This is a genomic window from Actinoplanes sp. KI2, from assembly GCF_025630775.1.
Taxonomy (GTDB): Bacteria; Actinomycetota; Actinomycetes; order Mycobacteriales; family Micromonosporaceae; genus Actinoplanes.
This window is the reverse complement of record NZ_JAOSZE010000015.1, coordinates 184,694-202,093: the sequence shown is the minus strand read 5'-3', so window position 1 is coordinate 202,093 and position 17,400 is coordinate 184,694. Positions and strand designations below refer to the sequence as shown.

General features: G+C 65.3%; 15 protein-coding genes and 1 tRNA gene. 7 read left to right on the top strand and 9 right to left on the bottom strand.

Annotated elements, in window-relative coordinates:
* Nucleotides 1–853: 853 nt before the first annotated feature.
* The 6 genes from ODJ79_RS18010 to ODJ79_RS17985 all read right to left on the bottom strand — a co-directional run bounded on the left by ODJ79_RS18010 (nt 854) and on the right by ODJ79_RS17985 (nt 8,692).
* Nucleotides 854–1,744, bottom strand: a complete 891-nt coding sequence (locus ODJ79_RS18010; protein ID WP_411267336.1) for an ATP-grasp domain-containing protein — start codon at nt 1,742–1,744, stop codon at nt 854–856.
* A 395-nt stretch (nt 1,745–2,139) separates the two neighbouring features.
* Nucleotides 2,140–3,459 carry a hypothetical protein gene (locus ODJ79_RS18005; protein WP_263024632.1) on the bottom strand — a complete coding sequence of 440 codons (1,320 nt, stop codon included), beginning with the start codon at nt 3,457–3,459 and terminating at the stop codon, nt 2,140–2,142.
* A 31-nt stretch (nt 3,460–3,490) separates the two neighbouring features.
* Nucleotides 3,491–4,372 carry a class I SAM-dependent methyltransferase gene (locus tag ODJ79_RS18000; protein WP_263024631.1) on the bottom strand — a complete coding sequence of 294 codons (882 nt, stop codon included), beginning with the start codon at nt 4,370–4,372 and terminating at the stop codon, nt 3,491–3,493.
* Between the two features lie 18 nt (nt 4,373–4,390).
* Nucleotides 4,391–5,326 (bottom strand): transglutaminase-like domain-containing protein, encoded by a 936-nt coding sequence (locus ODJ79_RS17995; protein ID WP_263024630.1) that lies wholly within the window; start codon nt 5,324–5,326, stop codon nt 4,391–4,393.
* Nucleotides 5,316–8,276, bottom strand: coding sequence for a tetratricopeptide repeat protein (locus tag ODJ79_RS17990; RefSeq protein WP_263024629.1), 2,961 nt, complete (start codon nt 8,274–8,276; stop codon nt 5,316–5,318). The genes ODJ79_RS17995 and ODJ79_RS17990 overlap by 11 nt, the downstream gene beginning before the upstream one ends.
* A complete protein-coding gene (locus ODJ79_RS17985; protein ID WP_263024628.1) occupies nt 8,276–8,692 on the bottom strand; it encodes a CU044_2847 family protein in 417 nt (138 codons plus the stop codon). The genes ODJ79_RS17990 and ODJ79_RS17985 overlap by 1 nt, the downstream gene beginning before the upstream one ends.
* Nucleotides 8,693–9,068: 376 nt before the next feature.
* Between ODJ79_RS17985 and ODJ79_RS47165 the strand changes: the two genes are divergently transcribed.
* Nucleotides 9,069–9,314, top strand: coding sequence for a diguanylate cyclase domain-containing protein (locus ODJ79_RS47165; protein ID WP_411267335.1), 246 nt, complete (start codon nt 9,069–9,071; stop codon nt 9,312–9,314).
* Nucleotides 9,315–10,123: 809 nt separating this feature from the next.
* Here the strand turns inward: ODJ79_RS47165 and ODJ79_RS17980 are convergent.
* Both ODJ79_RS17980 and ODJ79_RS17975 read right to left on the bottom strand, forming a co-directional pair.
* Nucleotides 10,124–10,198: transfer RNA gene (locus ODJ79_RS17980), tRNA-Val, on the bottom strand.
* A gap of 53 nt (nt 10,199–10,251) precedes the next feature.
* Nucleotides 10,252–10,620, bottom strand: a complete 369-nt coding sequence (locus tag ODJ79_RS17975) for a TIGR02611 family protein (RefSeq protein ID WP_263024627.1) — start codon at nt 10,618–10,620, stop codon at nt 10,252–10,254.
* 309 nt (nt 10,621–10,929) lie between these two features.
* Here ODJ79_RS17975 and ODJ79_RS17970 point away from each other — a divergent pair, with 309 nt between their 5' ends.
* From ODJ79_RS17970 to ODJ79_RS17955, 4 genes are all read left to right on the top strand, one after another.
* Nucleotides 10,930–11,361, top strand: coding sequence for an SsgA family sporulation/cell division regulator (locus ODJ79_RS17970; protein ID WP_020514863.1), 432 nt, complete (start codon nt 10,930–10,932; stop codon nt 11,359–11,361).
* A gap of 214 nt (nt 11,362–11,575) precedes the next feature.
* Nucleotides 11,576–12,433: a helix-turn-helix transcriptional regulator gene (locus ODJ79_RS17965; protein WP_263024626.1), complete on the top strand. Its 858-nt coding sequence runs from the start codon at nt 11,576–11,578 to the stop codon at nt 12,431–12,433.
* Nucleotides 12,434–12,498: 65 nt separating this feature from the next.
* Nucleotides 12,499–12,954 carry an RrF2 family transcriptional regulator gene (locus ODJ79_RS17960; protein ID WP_263024625.1) on the top strand — a complete coding sequence of 152 codons (456 nt, stop codon included), beginning with the start codon at nt 12,499–12,501 and terminating at the stop codon, nt 12,952–12,954.
* A 37-nt stretch (nt 12,955–12,991) separates the two neighbouring features.
* Complete coding sequence (locus ODJ79_RS17955) at nt 12,992–13,165, top strand: DUF4236 domain-containing protein (RefSeq protein ID WP_263024624.1); 174 nt, start codon at nt 12,992–12,994, stop codon at nt 13,163–13,165.
* Here the strand turns inward: ODJ79_RS17955 and ODJ79_RS17950 are convergent.
* Nucleotides 13,162–14,067: a hypothetical protein gene (locus ODJ79_RS17950; protein ID WP_263024623.1), complete on the bottom strand. Its 906-nt coding sequence runs from the start codon at nt 14,065–14,067 to the stop codon at nt 13,162–13,164. The two genes, ODJ79_RS17955 and ODJ79_RS17950, sit on opposite strands and share 4 nt — an antisense overlap.
* A gap of 83 nt (nt 14,068–14,150) precedes the next feature.
* Here ODJ79_RS17950 and ODJ79_RS17945 point away from each other — a divergent pair, with 83 nt between their 5' ends.
* Nucleotides 14,151–15,719 (top strand): fibronectin type III domain-containing protein, encoded by a 1,569-nt coding sequence (locus ODJ79_RS17945; protein WP_411267334.1) that lies wholly within the window; start codon nt 14,151–14,153, stop codon nt 15,717–15,719.
* Nucleotides 15,720–15,813: 94 nt separating this feature from the next.
* Nucleotides 15,814–17,388 carry a diguanylate cyclase gene (locus tag ODJ79_RS17940; RefSeq protein ID WP_263024621.1) on the top strand — a complete coding sequence of 525 codons (1,575 nt, stop codon included), beginning with the start codon at nt 15,814–15,816 and terminating at the stop codon, nt 17,386–17,388.
* Nucleotides 17,389–17,400 lie beyond the last annotated feature (12 nt).

Genomic DNA, 17,400 nt, shown 5'->3' with positions numbered 1-17,400 from the left:
CACACGAGAGGGGTCCGTTTTCAAAAGCCGCCCAGAGGGGTCCAGATTCGGCCGCCGTTGACAAGGGGGTGTGGCAGCAGCGATCGAGGCGGCCGTGGACCAGCCCGCTCCCCAATCCTGACGCCCTGGATACCTGTATCCGCAACCTGGGTCGAGCTGGTCCCGGACGACAGCGCGGACCGTATCCGCGACGCCCCTGACCGACCTGCACCCAATGCCTGCAGCCGGCATGGACGGTGCCGTCACGATCCACGATCAACCGTGTCCTGGACCGTCACGACCTACTCGAACGGCCCCGAAGAACGACCCCGGGCAGCTTCTGGCGCCGATTCGCCTACGCCCAACCCCGAGGCCGCTATCAGATCGACGGCAAGTCGAACGCCACCACCAAACTACAAAGTGGCTCGCCGTCCACCCCGCCCCCGACGCCCGCGAACCCTGCTCGACACCTGCCGCTGCTAATACAACACCGAACGCCGGGCACAGCGCTCTACTCCACCGCGCTGCCCCCGAACACACCTGGCCAGCGCAGCCAGGCACGGCGGACCCATCCACTTATCTTGAAAACCGACGCCACCCTGCACTGCCGCGTCAGCACCACCGACACGGATGACTCGTAGTCGGCACCCGCACCAGCGGCGGCTCAATCCACCACGCCGCAACCATCGTCACCGCCATCCGCGACCACCACCACGTCACCGTCTACAACGCCAATCGGCCAGCCCTGCGCTACTTCAGTCAACCCCGACAAGACCTACATTACCTTCGCCCGAACATACTCAATGGCTGACACATGTCCCGGGACAACCCCTTGACACATGTCCCGGGACATAAAGCTGGCAGCGACCATGCCTCACTCCAAAGCCGGCTCGAACGCGTCCGCCAGCGCCTGGACAACGTCGAGTGCCTGCGTCCACCGGTGACTCTTCACCCCGATGGAAAATGATCCCTCGATCATGCCCAAAGTGGCGCCCGGCATGACCACCGTCTCGCGTCGGGGCAATCCGAGGAGCCGTAGAGGTACGGCATCCTCTTCGATGGCGCGTTCGGCGAAGCTGGTGAGGCGGACCGCATGAGGCTGCTGGTTGAAGACTGTCAACTGACTACGATTCATCGCGCTCGGCGCCCAATTCAGCAGGGCGGTCGCGGGTAGAATTCCTGCTTGATGCCCTAGTACAAGCTCCGCAAAGCTGAACTCGCGTCCCATCGCACGTTCCGCGTTGCTCGCGAGCCGGGTGGATGCCTGAAATCGCGGATTTAGATCGATAGGATAGAGCTCCTCCTCATCCCGGTCGTAGAGAAAGTCGACGCCCGCCAGGCCTTGATATCCTAACCGGCCGAGCGCGGCAGCGATGGCATGCGAAACGTCTCTCACCGTGTTGGTGACAACGGCAGGCAGGCGACCGACAGCTCCTACATCGCTGCCGCAATACGCCGTCGGGATGTTCGTACACGCTGGGATTCCAACGCCCTGCAGCGTTTGTGGTCCCGCCGCGGCGACCTGTCCAGCAACTCCGATCAAACTATTGACCACTTCCGTGTCCCGAAGCCGTCTGGACACCAGAACAGATTCTGAACCGAGCCGCACAGAGATGTCCACGGCTTGTTCCTTGGTATCGGCGAAGAAAGTGCCGGCGCCGCCCGACCCGCGCCTTCTCTGCACCACCAAGGCGGCCGCAGGGTCGATCTGAAACAATTTCGGCAGCTGGACGGCGGCGACCTCGTCGTATGCCAACGTGCTCAAGCCAGCATCTTGCAGTATCTGGTGGAAGTTGCGTTTGTCGTCTAGCCAATGCCGAATCCCAGGATCCGGTGCAAGAAGCTTGACCCCGGAGTCCTTACAAAGTCTAGACAAGAGAGCGGTAGCAGTATAGGGAATAACGTAACTCGCTCTATCCATGAATTGCGAAAGCCGGTGTCGAAGACCGCCGACTATCTCCTCCATGCTGCTCGCGGCCCAACGCCGACGAACCCCCAGTTGATTCTCGAGGCACGATGAGTGCCGCTTCGCCTGCGGACCGATCCAATCGCCGGAGACGGTATCCAGCTCGAAAAGCTCGGAGAGAGCGGATCCGTCAGAGGCGCGCGGCCCGATCCAGATGCCGCGACGAGGTGTGGACCCCCCGCGCACCAGGCCTGTCACGAGAACAGTTCCCTAGCGCGCGGATCAAACCATGCCGGAAGACTGTCGTCCTCCCGGACGCGCATTTCCTCCGAACGCATTTCTTTGAATTCTTTGCGCACTCGATCCGCTACTTTCCGCAGGCCCGCAGCGTAACGTTGCTCATCCCGTCCGAGAGAGCCGCCCTGGAGCATCTCGAACACCGCAAGGTGCAGATCACGGTAAGCGATACCCCGATCGTTCAACAGTTCCACAAGAAGATCGGATCCGCCCGTCAGTGGATTGCGGGCGAAGGTGAGCAGATCCAACTTCATGCTGCGCTGATGCAGGAAGTATCTCGTGCACTTGCGGCAGACACCGCAATTCTTACCCCAGAAGCAAAAGGAGGAGTCTCGAAGATATTCTGGCTGCAGCGCATGAAGTTCACGGAACTTGCGGTACTCGGTCCGACCCGCGATCGGAGCGAAGAGGGGACCCATGGCGACACCCATGCTCCGCACGATGTCATTGATCGCCCGGACACCGAGTCGCGACTGAGTGTCCCACCTCGGATACGAACGGCCGTCGAGCTCAAAAATGTCGCTCCATGCGCTGTTCTCACTGCCTAGTGCAATCGCCGGGCGACCGCCGACGGCTTCGGCCAGCCATGCAGCAGCTGCTACCAACATTGTTTCCCGCGCGTGGGGGACAGGATTAGTTGCCGGAAACGCAGGCGGGAATTTCGTCCAACGGCCGACGAGTTGATAGTGCGACAGCGGCGTAGTGGCGAAGCGGAACAGGTGCAGCGGAATGCCGCTCGTTTCCGCTATCCGGCGTGAGCCCATCAGCTCCGACGACTCGGTCGCAGAGTCGCCGTTGAGGCCCTCGACGTGAATGCCTTCGCAACCAAGTTCGTTCTGTCTGATAACTTGAAGGGACAGGGCCGAATCTAACCCCCCTGATACGAGTTGCAGGCAAGTCTGCGGCTTCGACACATCCCGTAGCGTCGATACGGGATTGTAGGACGTTCGTCCAAACTCCAGACTGACCTTTCTGGGACCCGCGAAGCCTTCGCGATACGAACGCACCGACATCGCGTACGCCAGGCATCTGTTCAGATGGGGCAATGCCTCGCACGGAATCGCTGGCCCGCTGTAGGAAGAGTTCCGCGCGAGCGCTAGTTGGGTGAAATAGATTGACAGCAATGCCCCGAAGAGGCCACGTGCGACAGCACTCGGCGCCGGCATCGGGGCCGCCGCCTGAAGGGATACATCGATACTCAATCCGTCCACCGCGACATGGGCAGAGGGATAATCCACCGACGTGTCCTCTATCGACATCTTCTCCGCATACTGCATGGCCGCCTCCGAGGCATGCAATGAGAAATAATCAGCTTTGCGGCTCGTCTCCCACTCGTCCCGAACAGATATACCAATCTCCGCCTGCATACTCGTGCTCACCCGTGATGTCTGTGACTGAGATGTTTCGCAGGCCCGCCGCTGCGAACCCCGACACGATGTCAGCGGCGGAAAGATACAGAAGGGATTTCACAAATGAGCGAGGAACCAGCAGACCGTCCCTCAGCGAAAGGAAGGTGTGCCGGACCTGCACGCGACTCACGCCGAACAGCCGCAGGTCGAGTGTCCATTCGGGCACCGTTCCCAACACCCCTTCGCTGACCAGCCGAAGGCCGCGGCCGTAAACCGCTTCCTGCCGATCGCGAACGAGGGCATAGTCACGTCCGCCGACCACTACCAGTCCACCGTCCCGAGTCCTGTTTGCCATGCTTCGGATAGCTTGGAAGACGTCGTCTCGGCTCGATAGGACAGCCAGCGAGTTTCCTCCGGACACCGTTGCGTCGAAGCACTGGGCACCCCATTCGGCCAGGTGCAGGACATCCGACAAGCGGACCTCTATATCAAGTGATTTTTCGCGCGCTTTGCTCTCCACGGCTTGAACCATCGCGGTGGATATGTCTGAGGCCGAGACCACATAGTTTAATGCGGCCAAGCCGACCGCCTGTATCCCAGTCCCGCATGTGCAATCAAGTACAGTGCGCGCCGGAAGTTGCCTTATAATGCGATCAAGCGATTCCGCCTCGGACACCGTCAGATCGTCGGCGCTGCCGAATAGCGTGTCGAAAGATGTTCCGATGTCATCGTAGCTACCGGACGCTTGATCTTCAGGTAACTGCCGCGCCAAAACCCTCTCGTACTCCTCAGCATTTCCGATGACGAACGGAGCAACAATATTGACGGCTTCCTCAGCCATGATGCCTCACCGCCGCTCCTAGTTGTACAGCAGGGTACCGTGCATGAGGCGCAACGCTCGAGAGGACTTCCAGATCTCCAGCAGAGCCACGAGGTTCTCATCCGGCTCTGCTGCAAGTTCGGAGAGGTGATCGATAAGGTTCATATCCGCCGCTTCGAGGCCCGGGAAAACGTTTTCGAGGCCAATCTTCGGATGGTGCGGGTAAATGCTCTCACTGTTCATCAGGCAATGGAAGTCATAAAAGAGCTGCCATGCAATCATGTTGAGGCCAGTCACCCCCTTCGCGTTCCAGTAGTCGTCGGGGTCCAGGGCACCTCGACGCGCGTCACGCCACACATCGGCCGCATAAGCGAAGCGACCTCTCGGTACATCGAATGGAGAGAAGTCCGCGATGCTGTCGAGGCCGTCGACGTCAACCGCAATCCACCTCGACCGATTGGCACACCAATACTCGGTAATCCAATGATCGATATATGGAGCATCGTAGCTCGCGAAATAGTCGGCAAAGCCCGCTCTGACCCTCGCCGGGGTTCCTCTGCTCTTGAAGATCGAACACATGACAATAGCAACCGGCCGGCAGGTGAGTATCAGTCGGTCGCGCACGGCTCTGTCGTGCACGAAACCTCTGGAATCCCGCCGCAACAACTCTGCCACTATGGACGCCGTTCCGGGGAGTACGGCGTCCTCAGGTTGACGGTACCAGGGAATCTTGTCCTTCACTCCACGCTCCAGCTCGTCTTCCGATGCTCGATCGAAATCTCGCATCCTGGCTTGGTGGATGAATTGCGCTCGAACGACACGCCCCATATCCTCGGCAGCGCTTGGGAGACCTCCGCGCAGAAGCTCTATGTAACATCCCGGGTTGGTAAACATTCCGAATTCTTCGAAATGCTTTAGGCAGTCCATCGAAGGTGAACGGGGCTGCTTCGTTTCCGGCGGGCCTTCACTTTTCATTCTCGATATTCTCCCCTGCCTGCTGGAAAAGACGGGCCGACGCGGCAGAAGCGACTGAGATAGTCTCTCCGACATTCCAATATTCTTGATACTTCTCGGCGCCGAGTGTGCTGCGGGCTCGATCGAGCTCGCGATTGAAGTCTCCACTGTCCGTCGGGTGCTGTAGGAGTAACGACTCGGGCATGGCACCCAGGACGGCTGCCAGCGTCGAAACTCCGCGTCGCCACTGCTGTGTTTCCAGGTCTGCGACACCTGCCAGAATGAGGCATCGGGCGGTGCCGCGAATGTCGACGAGCCGCAACATCATCCGGAGGGCCTGCATGTTCAACGTGTGGAAGCGCTCAAGGTCGCCTTGTTTGCTAGCGAGGGTTGCCATCGTATGGATACCCCACGCCTCCTCAAGTGAGTCGCCGGACTTTCGTATCTCGGTCAGACCTTCGCCGAGTCGGCGCTCGGCATCGTCATAGCGGCCTGCGGATATAGCGTTGCTGCCGAGCTCGATCAACGCGGCGCCTATGCCGACCAAGTCACCGAGCGCTTGTGCCTGGGCGAGGCTCTTCTGATACAATACCTCAGCCTCGGCCGTATCGCCCAGGAGCTCGTAGAGCTTCCCGTAGAAGCGGTAGCAGACGCTGAGGGCATGAGACTCCTCGACCTGAAGCAGAAACGTCAAAGAGCGGTCGAAATAGTCTTGGGCGCTTGCCGTTTCACCGGCCCACAGACTTGTTATACCGAGATTCATCAGTCGCGATCCCTGCGCCCGCAGATCTCCGGACTGCTGTGCTTGCGCGAGGCTTTGGGCGAACAGCGAAGCCGCGTCGGCGAGTTTACCTTGCGCCCGCATGGTGATCGCAAGATTGCTCAAGGCCATGGTCTGCCCGCGCGAGTCGTTCAGCTGTTCGAAGAGCGACATACTTTCCCTGCTCAGGCGTTCTGCCACGTCGATGCGCCATAGACTGCGGGCTAAGTAGGCCATCCCGAGAACAGCGCGCGCCCGCGCCGCGGTGGCTTCTTTCGGACCTGTACTCAAGGCTCGCTCGGCCCAGTCAAACCCTTCCTCGAAGTGGCAGTGCAATTGCCAGAAGCGCCACAGATTGCTGACCAGTTCGACAGCAGCCGGAGGATCGTGCTCAAGAGACCACCGCAAGGCGGTCCGCATGTTCTCGCTTTCAAGCTCGAGTTCGGTACATCTCTCTTTTGCCGCTGACCCCCAAAGATCAGGTTCCGCATCTCTGGTCACCTGCAACAAGTAGCGTGTCAAAGCAGCACTCATCATCGACCCTTCGGTGGATTCCAAGAGGCGACGCGACGAAAAGAACCGGACCGTGTCGAACTGACTGTATCGGGCTCCGAAAGGTCCGGTCGACACCACGACCAGTGATTTGTTCACCAGTTCACTTTGGAGATTCATCACCTCGTCCGTCTCGAGGCCACTCCCCGCGCACACTTGCTCGGCCATTTCGAGGGTCCAGCCGCCGGCAAAAACCCCTAGTCGCGTGAATAGCGACTGTTCCTTTGCGCCGAGAAGCCCGACGCTCCAGTCGATGGTCGCGTTCATGGTCCGTTGCCGAGGCGGAGCCGTTGTCATTCCCTGGACCAGCACCTTGCTGAAGTCGGCCAAACGCTCCTCGAGCTGCTCGACGGTTCGTAAGTCCCAGAGCCGGCTGGCCGCCATTTCGATAGCTAGGGGAATGCCATCCAGCCTTCTGCATATCCGATAGATCGCCGCCGCGTCGCGCTCGGGGTTCAATACTTTTCTATCGATCAATGCTGCCCTCGCGAGAAACAGCTGTACTGCGTTCGAGCTAGACAGTTCCCTTGCATCGCCCGGCTCAGCCGACACGTCGAAAGGCCTGATCTCGAGGCATTCCTCGCCGTCGACTCGGAGCCGCTCGCGGCTGGTGGCGAGCAACTTGAGCCGCGGGCACCTGGTGCGTAAGAAATCAGCAACGCTGGCGACCGCATCGAGAGCGTACTCGCAAGTATCCAGCACGACTACCACGGCGGCATCTTCTAGGTGCATTGCCAGCGACTCTTCGAGCGGAACTGCGCCGGACAACTCCAGCTTCATCGCCGTGGCTATACGTGACGCGATTGCTGATGCGTCGCGCGCATCCCCGACGTCGACGAAAGCGACACCGTTGGTGAAGCGGTGCGAGACTCGGGACGCGACTTCGAGCGCTAGACGAGTCTTGCCGACGCCGCCGGCGCCAACGAGGGAAAGAAGTGAGGTATCGGATGCGATCAGGCGGTCCTCAAGACTTGCTGCCTCTTCCTCGCGGCCGATGAGTTTCGACATCGTTCTCGGAAGCGAGGGTCGAAAGGCTAGTGAACCGCGAAGAGCTGGCTTCTGATCATGTGCGACTTCACGTATAATGTCGGGGAAGGCCTGCAATACGGTCTCGACCGGAATCCCCCACCCGCCCAGGTCGGTGTATTGGTCCCGCGTCCGTTTCGCCACCGCTATAACCAGGCCGCTTTCCCGGTTGACAAGTGGTGATCCGCTTACCCCGGGCAACATTTGTCCCTGACTTAGTTTGATCAGGGGCCGCTCGAGTGGATTTGTAATTCCTTCCACTGTGAACGTCGCTTCCGACCCACCTCGTTCCGTGTCTTCACCAGGAAATCCGAAGAGCGTCAACTTGCCCATCGGGACCTCGGTCGCCAATTCGAGAATGGGATGGTTTTCTATATCGGTCTGAAGGAGTGCTAGGTCGGGGTATGAATAGTCCCGGTAAGGTTGAGTTACTTGAGCGATTACACGAGCAGCCCACTCCCGGCCTCGCCAATATACGATGACATCGTTCGACGAAGTCGCTCCCACGAGGACGTGCGCACAGGTCATCACAAGTCCTGGCGCCACGAAGAAGCCGCTGCCGTGGCCGTTGCGCTGCGATACAACGACCTTGACAACGCTTTCCCATAGAATGCTGGAGGAGCTTATTCGCATTACGTCTGCCTGTCCCACTCCAGCGTGATGGTCAGACTGGCCTCACCTGAGCCTTTTACCAGGACAGTCGTCAGCACACCGGATTCGACGGCGATGTCGAGACTGAACTCGATCGACGCGCGGTCCGGCTTGGCATCATCCAGAACGTGTCGAATCGAACGCGCAATTCCGCGAATTGCTTCCACCGCGCCGTCGAATTTAAGTGCGTCACTGAATGCGACATCTTTTGCCTCGGCCGTAGAAGCAATCTGAACGTAGATCTTTTTCCCGTCGTCCAGTTCAACGAGGGTTTGCTGGGTTTGACGCACGTTTCTCCCATGGTCGACCGTCGTGTTCCCACATACATCGTCACCTGGATCGGCCCTGGAATCAACGATCACCACCCATACCATGATGCCCGACGTCAACTTGGTCATGAGCTTTGCCGTTGCTCGCCGCCCCCTGGCCCCGGGGTGCCGGTCCAGCGCCGCAAGGCCGCCGGCCGTGCTGATTGGTCGCCGGCAGCCGATCGCCCTGGGTCCGACGCCACTCGGGCTGGGGCCCCACGGCGATGACGATGGTCGCGACGCTGGTGGACGTCCAGATGGGTCAGGAGTGCGGTTCGGGAAGCCCACATCACCTCGGGGAGGACGCAATGCTGCTTGAGGCCTAACTAAGCGACCTGTGGGAGGCGGCGCCCGACGGGAGCTCCTCCGGGGCCACCGGTCGCCGCGCTCGGTCACCTCCCCGTAGCAAGGTCAAAACTCCGGACTTTCCCGGGAGGTCGGTAAACGCAAATCGGGCTCTGTTCCAATGCGACGAAACGGTCCTGGCTGTCGACGGCGGCCCGAGACTCCCCTCCGCCCTCTCCACGAGGAGCACGTGAACTCGCCGCACGAGTTCGTCAGCGTGAGCGTCGGTGCCGCCTCGGCCCTACCTAGCCTCGGCGGCAGCGCCACCCAGCTCGTCCGCCAGGCCGACCAGAGCCTCTACAAGGCAAAGCGGAACGGTCGAAACCGAGTTGATATCGCCCCTGCCGGGACACCTGTGGGTAGCTGAGCAGGCCGCCAAGGATAGAGTACAGCCGGTGCATCGGCCACGCGGCGACGGGACGACGCCCTGGCGCAAGCCGACGTTCGGGACTTTGTGGCCAGCGGCTGGATTACCCCGACGCGTTGCCGGTGATGAGCCGGAGAACGCTCCGCTGCTTGCAGCGAGGTCACAACCACCATCAAGAGCCTGAGAAACGTTGAATCCCAGGTCACCAGTACAGATCAACGCCAGCGAGCACGGGGATGCAGGCAAGCGCAAACGCCGCGGCGAGGGCCATGAACCCGGCAGTGACCGCGAAGACGAAGCTGACGCGGCGATCGCGCCGTCGTGCGCCGCCCCGGTCAATGTCTGGATGACGGTGAGCTCGACTCCGGGCGCTTCCGACTTGTAAAGCCGGCGAGACACCGTACCCATCAGGGCCACGCCGGTGGCCCGCCGACCAGCGTGAAAGAACCGGATTCCGGAGATTGCAACGCCCGTCGAGGGGCCGGCCGAGTGTAGTTCGTCCTTGAAGCGGCACAACGCGCCGCTGCCGTTGGTCGCTCATGCGAGCCAGCAGGGCTGTCTGGACGTCGCTGACCAACTCGGTGAAGTCGGCCATGTCCTTATGCCAGACCTACGAGGGCAGCGGGCCGATCGCGACGAGATCCCGGTCCAGGTCGTCGACTGGGTCGTGCCGTCGATGCCGCGCGCCGGTCACGAGGTGGCTGCTCACGTTCGCGTAAGCTGCCAAAATTGCAGCTCCACGCAGTGCCGACCGAGGCGGTTCTTACACTGCCAACAATCGATTCATGTTTGCCCAGGTCAGGGCCTGTTGGTGGGCGATACTGGGATCGAACCAGTGACCTCTCCGGTGTGAACGGAGCGCTCTCCCGCTGAGCTAATCGCCCGTGATGGCGAGTCAGACTGTACCGGACGCGGCGCCCCGGAGGCCAACCAGGGGTCAGCTCAGCCACTCGCGCGTCATCTGGACCAGATCCACGCCGAGACTGACCCGCACCGAGGCCCATACCACGCCCGCCACGAAGAGCAGGCAGGCGACGCCGAGCAGACCCCGGATCGGGAGGCTCTGCCGGCCGATCCAGCTGGTCCACGCCTTCACGTGGCGCTTGGTGAACTCGAGCAGGTGCTTGGCCCAGGCGAACTCGATCGCCCAGATCGCGAGGCCGAGTATGACGATCCCCCAGCCGGGGCCGGGGAATGGGATCAGGATGATGCCGAGGGCGATGACCAGGCCGCCGAGGACGCCAATACCGATCTTGAGGGCGAGCCGGCCGGTCGGCGTTGCTCTGATCTTGTTCAAAACACCCATTGGTGCTGGATCTTCGTCCGCTTTTGCACCCATTTCATCCCCCAGTGTCCCGGAGCCCCGTCACTACCCGGGAGGAATGGACGTTACCGGAGTAAGTCAACTGCTGGACCACCCGACGCCGGGCGGAACCGGGTACTCGCGCAGAACAGGACAAGATATCGCTTTACGTCTTGTGCGAGGAGCTTTTCGGAACCGTCTTCCCACTACTGGGTGAGATCAGCGTATGGCGGAGCGTAATGACAGGGATCACCTGAGTATGGGAAACGCGGGGTTCACCAGCCTCGCAGCGGTGCCGGGGGGAGTTCGTCCATGAGTACCATTCGTCCAACGACCGTCGAGGTCGAGACCTCGCTGCGGCTCGTAGCGCCTGACGCCACGGCTCTGCCCGTGCGCGCCAGCCTCCGTTACGACCCAGCAGACCCGTATGCGGTCCACGTGTTGTTCCATGCGGAATCAGCCGGTGGGGAAGCCGTGAGCTGGTCCTTTGCACGCGAACTGCTCGTGACCGGGCTTGATGAGCCCGCGGGCATCGGCGACGTCCGGGTGTGGCCGTGGGCCACGCCCCGGGGGGATTTCGTCGCCTTGGCGCTGTCGTCTCCGGACGGCAACGCGCTGTTCGAAGTACCCCGCAGTGTCCTCGTCCGGTTCCTCCGGCGCACCTATGTCGTGGTGCCGCGCGGCCGGGAATCGGAGCATCTGGACGTGGACGCGGCGGTCAACCGGCTACTCGCCGGGAGATAAGCAGCGGCAAGTGAAAGGACGACCCGCGCGGACACTGCCGGTCCGCGCGGGTCGTCCTTTTTCGTGGAGAAACTTCGTGGTGAAACTTCGGGGCGAAACAAGGCGCCGAACAAATAGGCAATAAACGGACATCGGGCTCGATTTTGCGACACATTCCCGTCAACCAGCGTTTTGCCAGGTGCGCGGCCGGTCGTCGGCGGTTACCGTCGGCCCGATGACCTCTACCGGCACGCGCCTCGCGAGCCCACTCACCCCACCGGGGTGGGCGGGCGTAGCGACCTGCGCACTCGGCGAGGTCGAGCCGACCGGCCCGTGGCGCCCGCCCTTCCACGCCCTGCTGCTGGCCACCGCCGGGCACGGCACGATCGAGGTCGATTTCGCCGCGCAGCTCTGCCGGCCGGGCACCCTGCTCTGGATCCGGCCGGGCCAGGCGCTGCGGATCGGCGCGACCGGGCTGGCCGCCTCGGTGGTCACCTTCGACGGCCGGGTCGCCGGCGCCACCGACCACCTGGCCGAGAACGCCCCGGACCGCTGGCAGCTGGAGGGTGAGGACGAGGACGCGGTGATCAGCGAGTTCGCCCAGCTCGCGGTGGACTGCGAGCGGCACCGGACCGGGCCGGTCGCCGCCGACCTGCTGCGCCACCAGCTGGCCGTGCTGCTGCTGCGGATCGCCCTGCTCACCCCGCCGGCCGAGCCGCTGGGCGCGGAGGCCCGCACGTTCACCCGATTCCGGCGCCGGCTCGAGTCGGGTCACGGCCAGAGCCGCCGGGTCGAGGACTACGCCGAGGAGATGGGCTGCTCGGTGCGCACGCTGACCCGGGCCAGCCTGGCGGTCACCGGCCGCACCGCGAAGCAGGTGGTCGACGACCGGGTCGCGCTGGAGGCGCGCCGGCTGCTCGCCTGCACCCCGATGTCGGTCGCCGAGGTCGGCCGCCACCTGGGCTTCCTCGAGCCGACCAACTTCGGCCGCTTCTTCCACCGCGAGGTGGGGATGAGCCCCGGCCAGTTCCGCGCCGAGTACGCGGTGAACGGCCGCAGTGGAATACCGGTGCAGCGACGCTCCGCTGACTGAGCGTAATTCCCACAAATCCGTGGGGTATGCGCGGCGGGCAAGCGCGGGCGAGGCATGATAGGTGGGTGCAGATCTCCGCGCGCGGCGACTATGCGGTCCGGGCCGCCCTCAGCTTGGCGCAGGCCTACCCGGCGCTGATGTCCGCCCAAGCCATCGCTCAAGATCAGAACATGCCTCGCAAGTTCCTCGAGGCCGTGCTGGCCGACCTGCGCCGGGCCGGCGTGGTCCGGGCACAGCGCGGCGCCGAGGGCGGCTACACGCTGTCATCGTCCCCTCGGGACGTCACGATCGGCCAGATCCTGCGGGCGGTCGACGGCCCGCTGGCCGGCGTGCGCGGCCTCCGTCCGGAGGAGACACAGTATGAGGGCGCCGCCGAGAACCTGCCGAACCTTTGGGTGGCGGTCCGGGCCGCGGTCCGCGAGGTCGTCGACGAGGTGAGCCTGGCCGAGCTGCTCAGCGGCCGCATGCCGGCGCACGTCCGCAAGCTGACCACCCGTCCGGATGCGTGGCAGCCGCGCTGACGTTTGTGAATCGATGCCATCGGGAACCGAAGCGCCCATGGGCATCCTGTTTCGCAGCCGCAAGAAGTTCGGACCGCTGATCCTGAATTTCACGGAGCACGGCTTCTCCTCGTGGAGCATCAAGATCGGCCGCTGGTCGTGGAACTCGCGCACCCGCGCGCACCGGGTCGACCTGCCCGGCCCCTTGTCCTGGAAGCAGGACAAAAGCTAAGGCAGCGCGATCACCACGTCCCCGCCGAGCCGCCCGTGCGGCGGCCGGCGGGTGACCGCCCCCGAGTCGGCGAGCGCGTGCACCACCCGGGTCGCGTCGGCGGCGCGGTAGATCGTCTCGGTCAGCGCGAACGTCCGCAGCTCGGTCACCGTCGCCGAGCCCACCCGCCCGAGATGGGCGAGGATCTCCCGGCGCAGCGGACCCGGGTGCGGTGAGAGCGAGATGTCGATCAGATGCCGCTCCGGGTCGCCGGGGTCCCGATAGCGGACGCCCGCGAACTCGTCCACCGCCCACAGCGCCTCCTTGAACCCCTCGAGGCTCTTGCCCGACATGGTCCCGAAGGCCAGCAACTCCCCCGGCTCGTCCCCGGTCGCCAACTCCACCGCGGTGAACAGCGGCCACGCCTCGCGATACGCCTCGGCCGACACCCCGGGCGCGAGCGCCAGCAGCACCTCCGCCGGCTTCCCGGCCGTCAGGGCGGACACCGTGGCCGGGCTCGGCGGCTCGCTTGCGCTTGCCGCATCCAAAAATCCCAGCAGCGGTACGCGTACCGCACCCGCCGCCTTGAGCGCCACCTCGAGCCGCTCCTCGGTGCCGCCGGAGACCGCGTGCACGGCCAGCCCGGCCAGCTCCGGTAGGCCGGCCAGCCGTTCCGCCACCGGGGTCACGTCGTCGCCCACCAGCAGCATGGACAGCTCCCGGCCGCGTACGAAATCGGTCTGCTCGGCCAGCACCCGCGCCGCGGCCTCGGCCGACGCCCCGCCCTGCGCATCGGCGTAGCCGTGCGCGTAGATCACCCGGCGCGCGCGGTGCAGGGCGGCCGGCGCCCACGCCTCCAGATGTCTGACCAGCAGTTCCCGCTTCACCGTGGCGATCAACGTAGCGCCCTCCAACGACGACATACCTGGGTTTCTACATTGTTCTGGACGAGCCGCGCCTGCGTCAGGGTTGTACCCACGGTGTTCGACCGAGCACTATGGGACACGTGCCCCCCGCCCAGCTTGCCGAGCTCACCCAGCGCGCGCAGACATTGTCCTCCGCGGGTGATCTGGCGGGTGCTCGCCGGGTGCTCGCGGGCGTGCTCGATCAGGCCGACACCACCGACCCGCGCGCTGCCGACCCCGATCTCGCGCTCGCCGCGGCGCTGCACGCCCGCATCCTGATCGCGCTCGGCGATGCGCACGGCGCCCGGTTGTGGGCGACCTTCGCGCACGAGGCCGAGGAGCGGCTGCACGGCCCGCGCGACGAGCGCACGGTGGCCGCGGCGGCCACGCACGCCGCCGTCCTGCACCGGGTGGGCCATTATGGACGCGCCGCGCAGGTGTACGAGCGACTGGTCACCGACCTCACCGAGCTGGACGGTCCGGATTCGCCCCGGGTGCTGGCCGCCGAGGCCGACCTGGCCACCGCCGAGCACGCGGCCGGCCACTGCACCTCGGCCCGGGCCCGGCTGACCGGCGCCTGGGTGCGGCACCGGCACCGCCACGGCGACGCTTCCCCGGCCGGGATCAAGATGCTGGCCCGGCTCGGCGCGATGGAGCGCGAGTGCGCCCGCGACGGCGAGTCCGCCGAGCACCTCGCGCTGGCCCAGGAGCTGTGCGCGCGCTATCTGCCGGCCGACCATCCGCTGGTACGCCAGGTCGCGGCTCTCGCCGTCGCGCCGGCCAGCGGCCGGCACGTGTGCGGCCGGGTCGAGCAGTCGACGGGCCCCCGCACGGTCCCGTTCCCGCGCCGCCCGGCGGTCCCGGACCCGCAGAGCCCGGGGTACGCCGAGGCGCCCGAAGAACCGCCCGAAGAACCGCCCGAAGAACCGCCCGAAGAACCGACCGCCGGCAGCCCAGCGGACGACCGGATCACCGACCCCAACGGCACCGTCTACCAGCAGCCGCTCTACCTGGCCGACGTCGCCCCGGCGCCGGGCGACCTGACCGGCCGGCACGCGCGGGCCGACACGCCCCCGCCGCTGCCCGGCCATCGGTTCCCCGACTTCGGGCCGGACGGCCGGCCGCAGCCGGTCGGCACCGCCCGGGCCGCGACGCTGACCACCCCGCCCAACTCCGAACGTCTGCTGCCGGTGCGCACCGACCAGCCGCCGCCCCGGCGCCGGCAGCCGTTCCTGCTGATCGCGGTGGTGATCGCGGTGATCGCCGTGGCCGTCGCGGTGGTGGCGCTGACGCTGCCGGACGCGAACGGCGCGACCGGCGCCCAGCCCACCGTCGCGCCCACCACGGCGGCCCCGCCCCCGCCCACCGTCTCGGCCCACGCGTCGCCGACCGCGACCGGCGCGCCCGGGGCACCGACCGACGTCAAGCTGAAGGACAACCGGGACAGCGTCGCCCTGAGCTGGGTCTACCCGAAGGGCGCCGAGGGCCCGGTGCTGGTCTCCGGGGCCCGCAGCGGGCAGCCGCTGCGAGCGTTCCAGCAGCTCCCGGCCGGGACCACCGATTACATGGTGTACGGGCTGGACGACACGCAGAACTACTGCTTCACGGTCTCGGTGGCATACTCGACGGACCGGATCCCCGCCTCGGCACCGGTCTGCACACACCGATGATTCGCACCTGATTCGCAACTCGCCGTGACCTTCCCTGCTCTCCCGGCTCCCCAAACTTGTTTCGTCAGAGCCCCCTGGCAGGAAGCAGGCACGAGTGACGACGAAGGCTGCGGAGCGCGACCACGCGCTGGCGGACGACACCCCGCTCGCGGCTACCCTGCTCGAGCTGGAGAGCCGCGGGGTGGAGGCCTTTCGCACCGTACGCGCCCCGGCGCTGGAGGCGCAGCAGATCGCGCGCGAAGCCGGCGACGAGGAGGCGGTGCAACGCACCCACCTGCTGCTCGCCGACGTGCAGATGCGCGAGGGCCGGGTCGGCGAGGGCGGCCGGCTGGCGCACCAGGTGCGCGACTGGGCCGAGCAGCACGACAGCCCGTACGTGCTGGCTCGTGCGCACCGCCAGCTGTCGATCTTCTACCGGTTGGTCGGCGACGTCTCCGACGCGCTCACCCATGCGGTGCAGTCCGTCGCCCACCTGACCGACGACGTACCCCCGAAGATCCGCGCCCGGCACCTGATGACGCTGGCCGTGGGCCTGGACGACTCCGGCTCCCCGGCCGACGGCGACCGCCGCTACCGCGAGGCGCTGAAGATCGCCGAGGAGCTCGACGACCAGGACTTCATACTGCTCATCCTCAACAACATGGCCTACTCCGCGTACGAGGTCGGCGACGAGTCCGCCGCCCGCGCGCTCACCGACCGGATGCGGGCCATCATGGCGGCCACCGGCTGCCGGTTTGCCGCGAACCTGCTGGACACCGTGGCCCGGGTGGACATGATGAGCGGGCGGTACGACGCGGTCGAGACCGCGCTGGCCGGGGTCCTCGACGGCCGGGTCGTGGCCAACGAGGCCGACGCGGCCGCCGAGTGCCTGCTCACCCTCGCCGAGGCGCGCCGGCTGGCCGGCCGGTACGCGGACGCGCAGGTCGCGCTGGACCGGGCGATCTGCGAGTGCGAGGCCAACGGGCTGGCCGGGCTGCGCGCCCGCGTCCGGCAGGAGCAGGCCGCGCTGCACGCCGCCACCGGTGACTTCCGGGCGGCGTACGAGGAACATCTGCTCTTCCACACCGCCTCGTCGGCGCTGCACTCGGCGCAGCGGGAGTCCCGGGCCCGCGCCATGCAGGCGGTCTTCGAGGCGAACGAGGCCCGCCGGGCCAGCGAGCACTTCCGCGAGATGGCCCACCGGGACGCGCTGACCGGCCTGTACAACCGCCGGTACGTCAACGAGCGGCTGCCCGCCCTGATCGGCGAGGCGACCGCCACCCGGACCCCGATCTCGGTGGCGATCGCCGACCTCGACCACTTCAAGCGGATCAACGACACGCTGTCGCACGCCACCGGCGACACGGTGCTGCAGCACGTCGGCGCGCTCCTGCAGGAGGCCGCGTCCGGTCCGATCATCGCGGCCCGGATGGGTGGCGAGGAGTTCCTGCTGATCTTCCCGGGGATCGACGCCGTCGAGGCCACCCGCCGCTGCGAGCTGCTCCGGCTGCGGATCCGCACGCACGGCTGGCAGCCGGTGACCGGGGCGCTCCCGGTGACCTCCAGCATCGGCGTGACCACCGCGCCGGACGGGCGGGCGACGGTCTCCGCGCTGCTGTCGCAGGCCGACCGCAATCTGTACGCTGCGAAGCGAGCCGGCCGCGACCGCGTGGTAGCCGACCAGGCGTAGTTTTGGCCGCCG

Coding starts and splice junctions, on each gene's coding strand:
- ODJ79_RS18005 (WP_263024632.1), bottom strand. CDS start 3,459: ATGCAGTATGCGGAGAAGATGTCGATAGAGGACACGTCGGTGGATTAT.
- ODJ79_RS18000 (WP_263024631.1), bottom strand. CDS start 4,372: ATGGCTGAGGAAGCCGTCAATATTGTTGCTCCGTTCGTCATCGGAAAT.
- ODJ79_RS17995 (WP_263024630.1), bottom strand. CDS start 5,326: ATGAAAAGTGAAGGCCCGCCGGAAACGAAGCAGCCCCGTTCACCTTCG.
- ODJ79_RS17990 (WP_263024629.1), bottom strand. CDS start 8,276: ATGCGAATAAGCTCCTCCAGCATTCTATGGGAAAGCGTTGTCAAGGTC.
- ODJ79_RS17985 (WP_263024628.1), bottom strand. CDS start 8,692: ATGACCAAGTTGACGTCGGGCATCATGGTATGGGTGGTGATCGTTGAT.
- ODJ79_RS47165 (WP_411267335.1), top strand. CDS start 9,069: ATGCGACGAAACGGTCCTGGCTGTCGACGGCGGCCCGAGACTCCCCTC.
- ODJ79_RS17975 (WP_263024627.1), bottom strand. CDS start 10,620: ATGGGTGTTTTGAACAAGATCAGAGCAACGCCGACCGGCCGGCTCGCC.
- ODJ79_RS17970 (WP_020514863.1), top strand. CDS start 10,930: ATGAGTACCATTCGTCCAACGACCGTCGAGGTCGAGACCTCGCTGCGG.
- ODJ79_RS17965 (WP_263024626.1), top strand. CDS start 11,576: ATGACCTCTACCGGCACGCGCCTCGCGAGCCCACTCACCCCACCGGGG.
- ODJ79_RS17955 (WP_263024624.1), top strand. CDS start 12,992: ATGGGCATCCTGTTTCGCAGCCGCAAGAAGTTCGGACCGCTGATCCTG.
- ODJ79_RS17950 (WP_263024623.1), bottom strand. CDS start 14,067: ATGTCGTCGTTGGAGGGCGCTACGTTGATCGCCACGGTGAAGCGGGAA.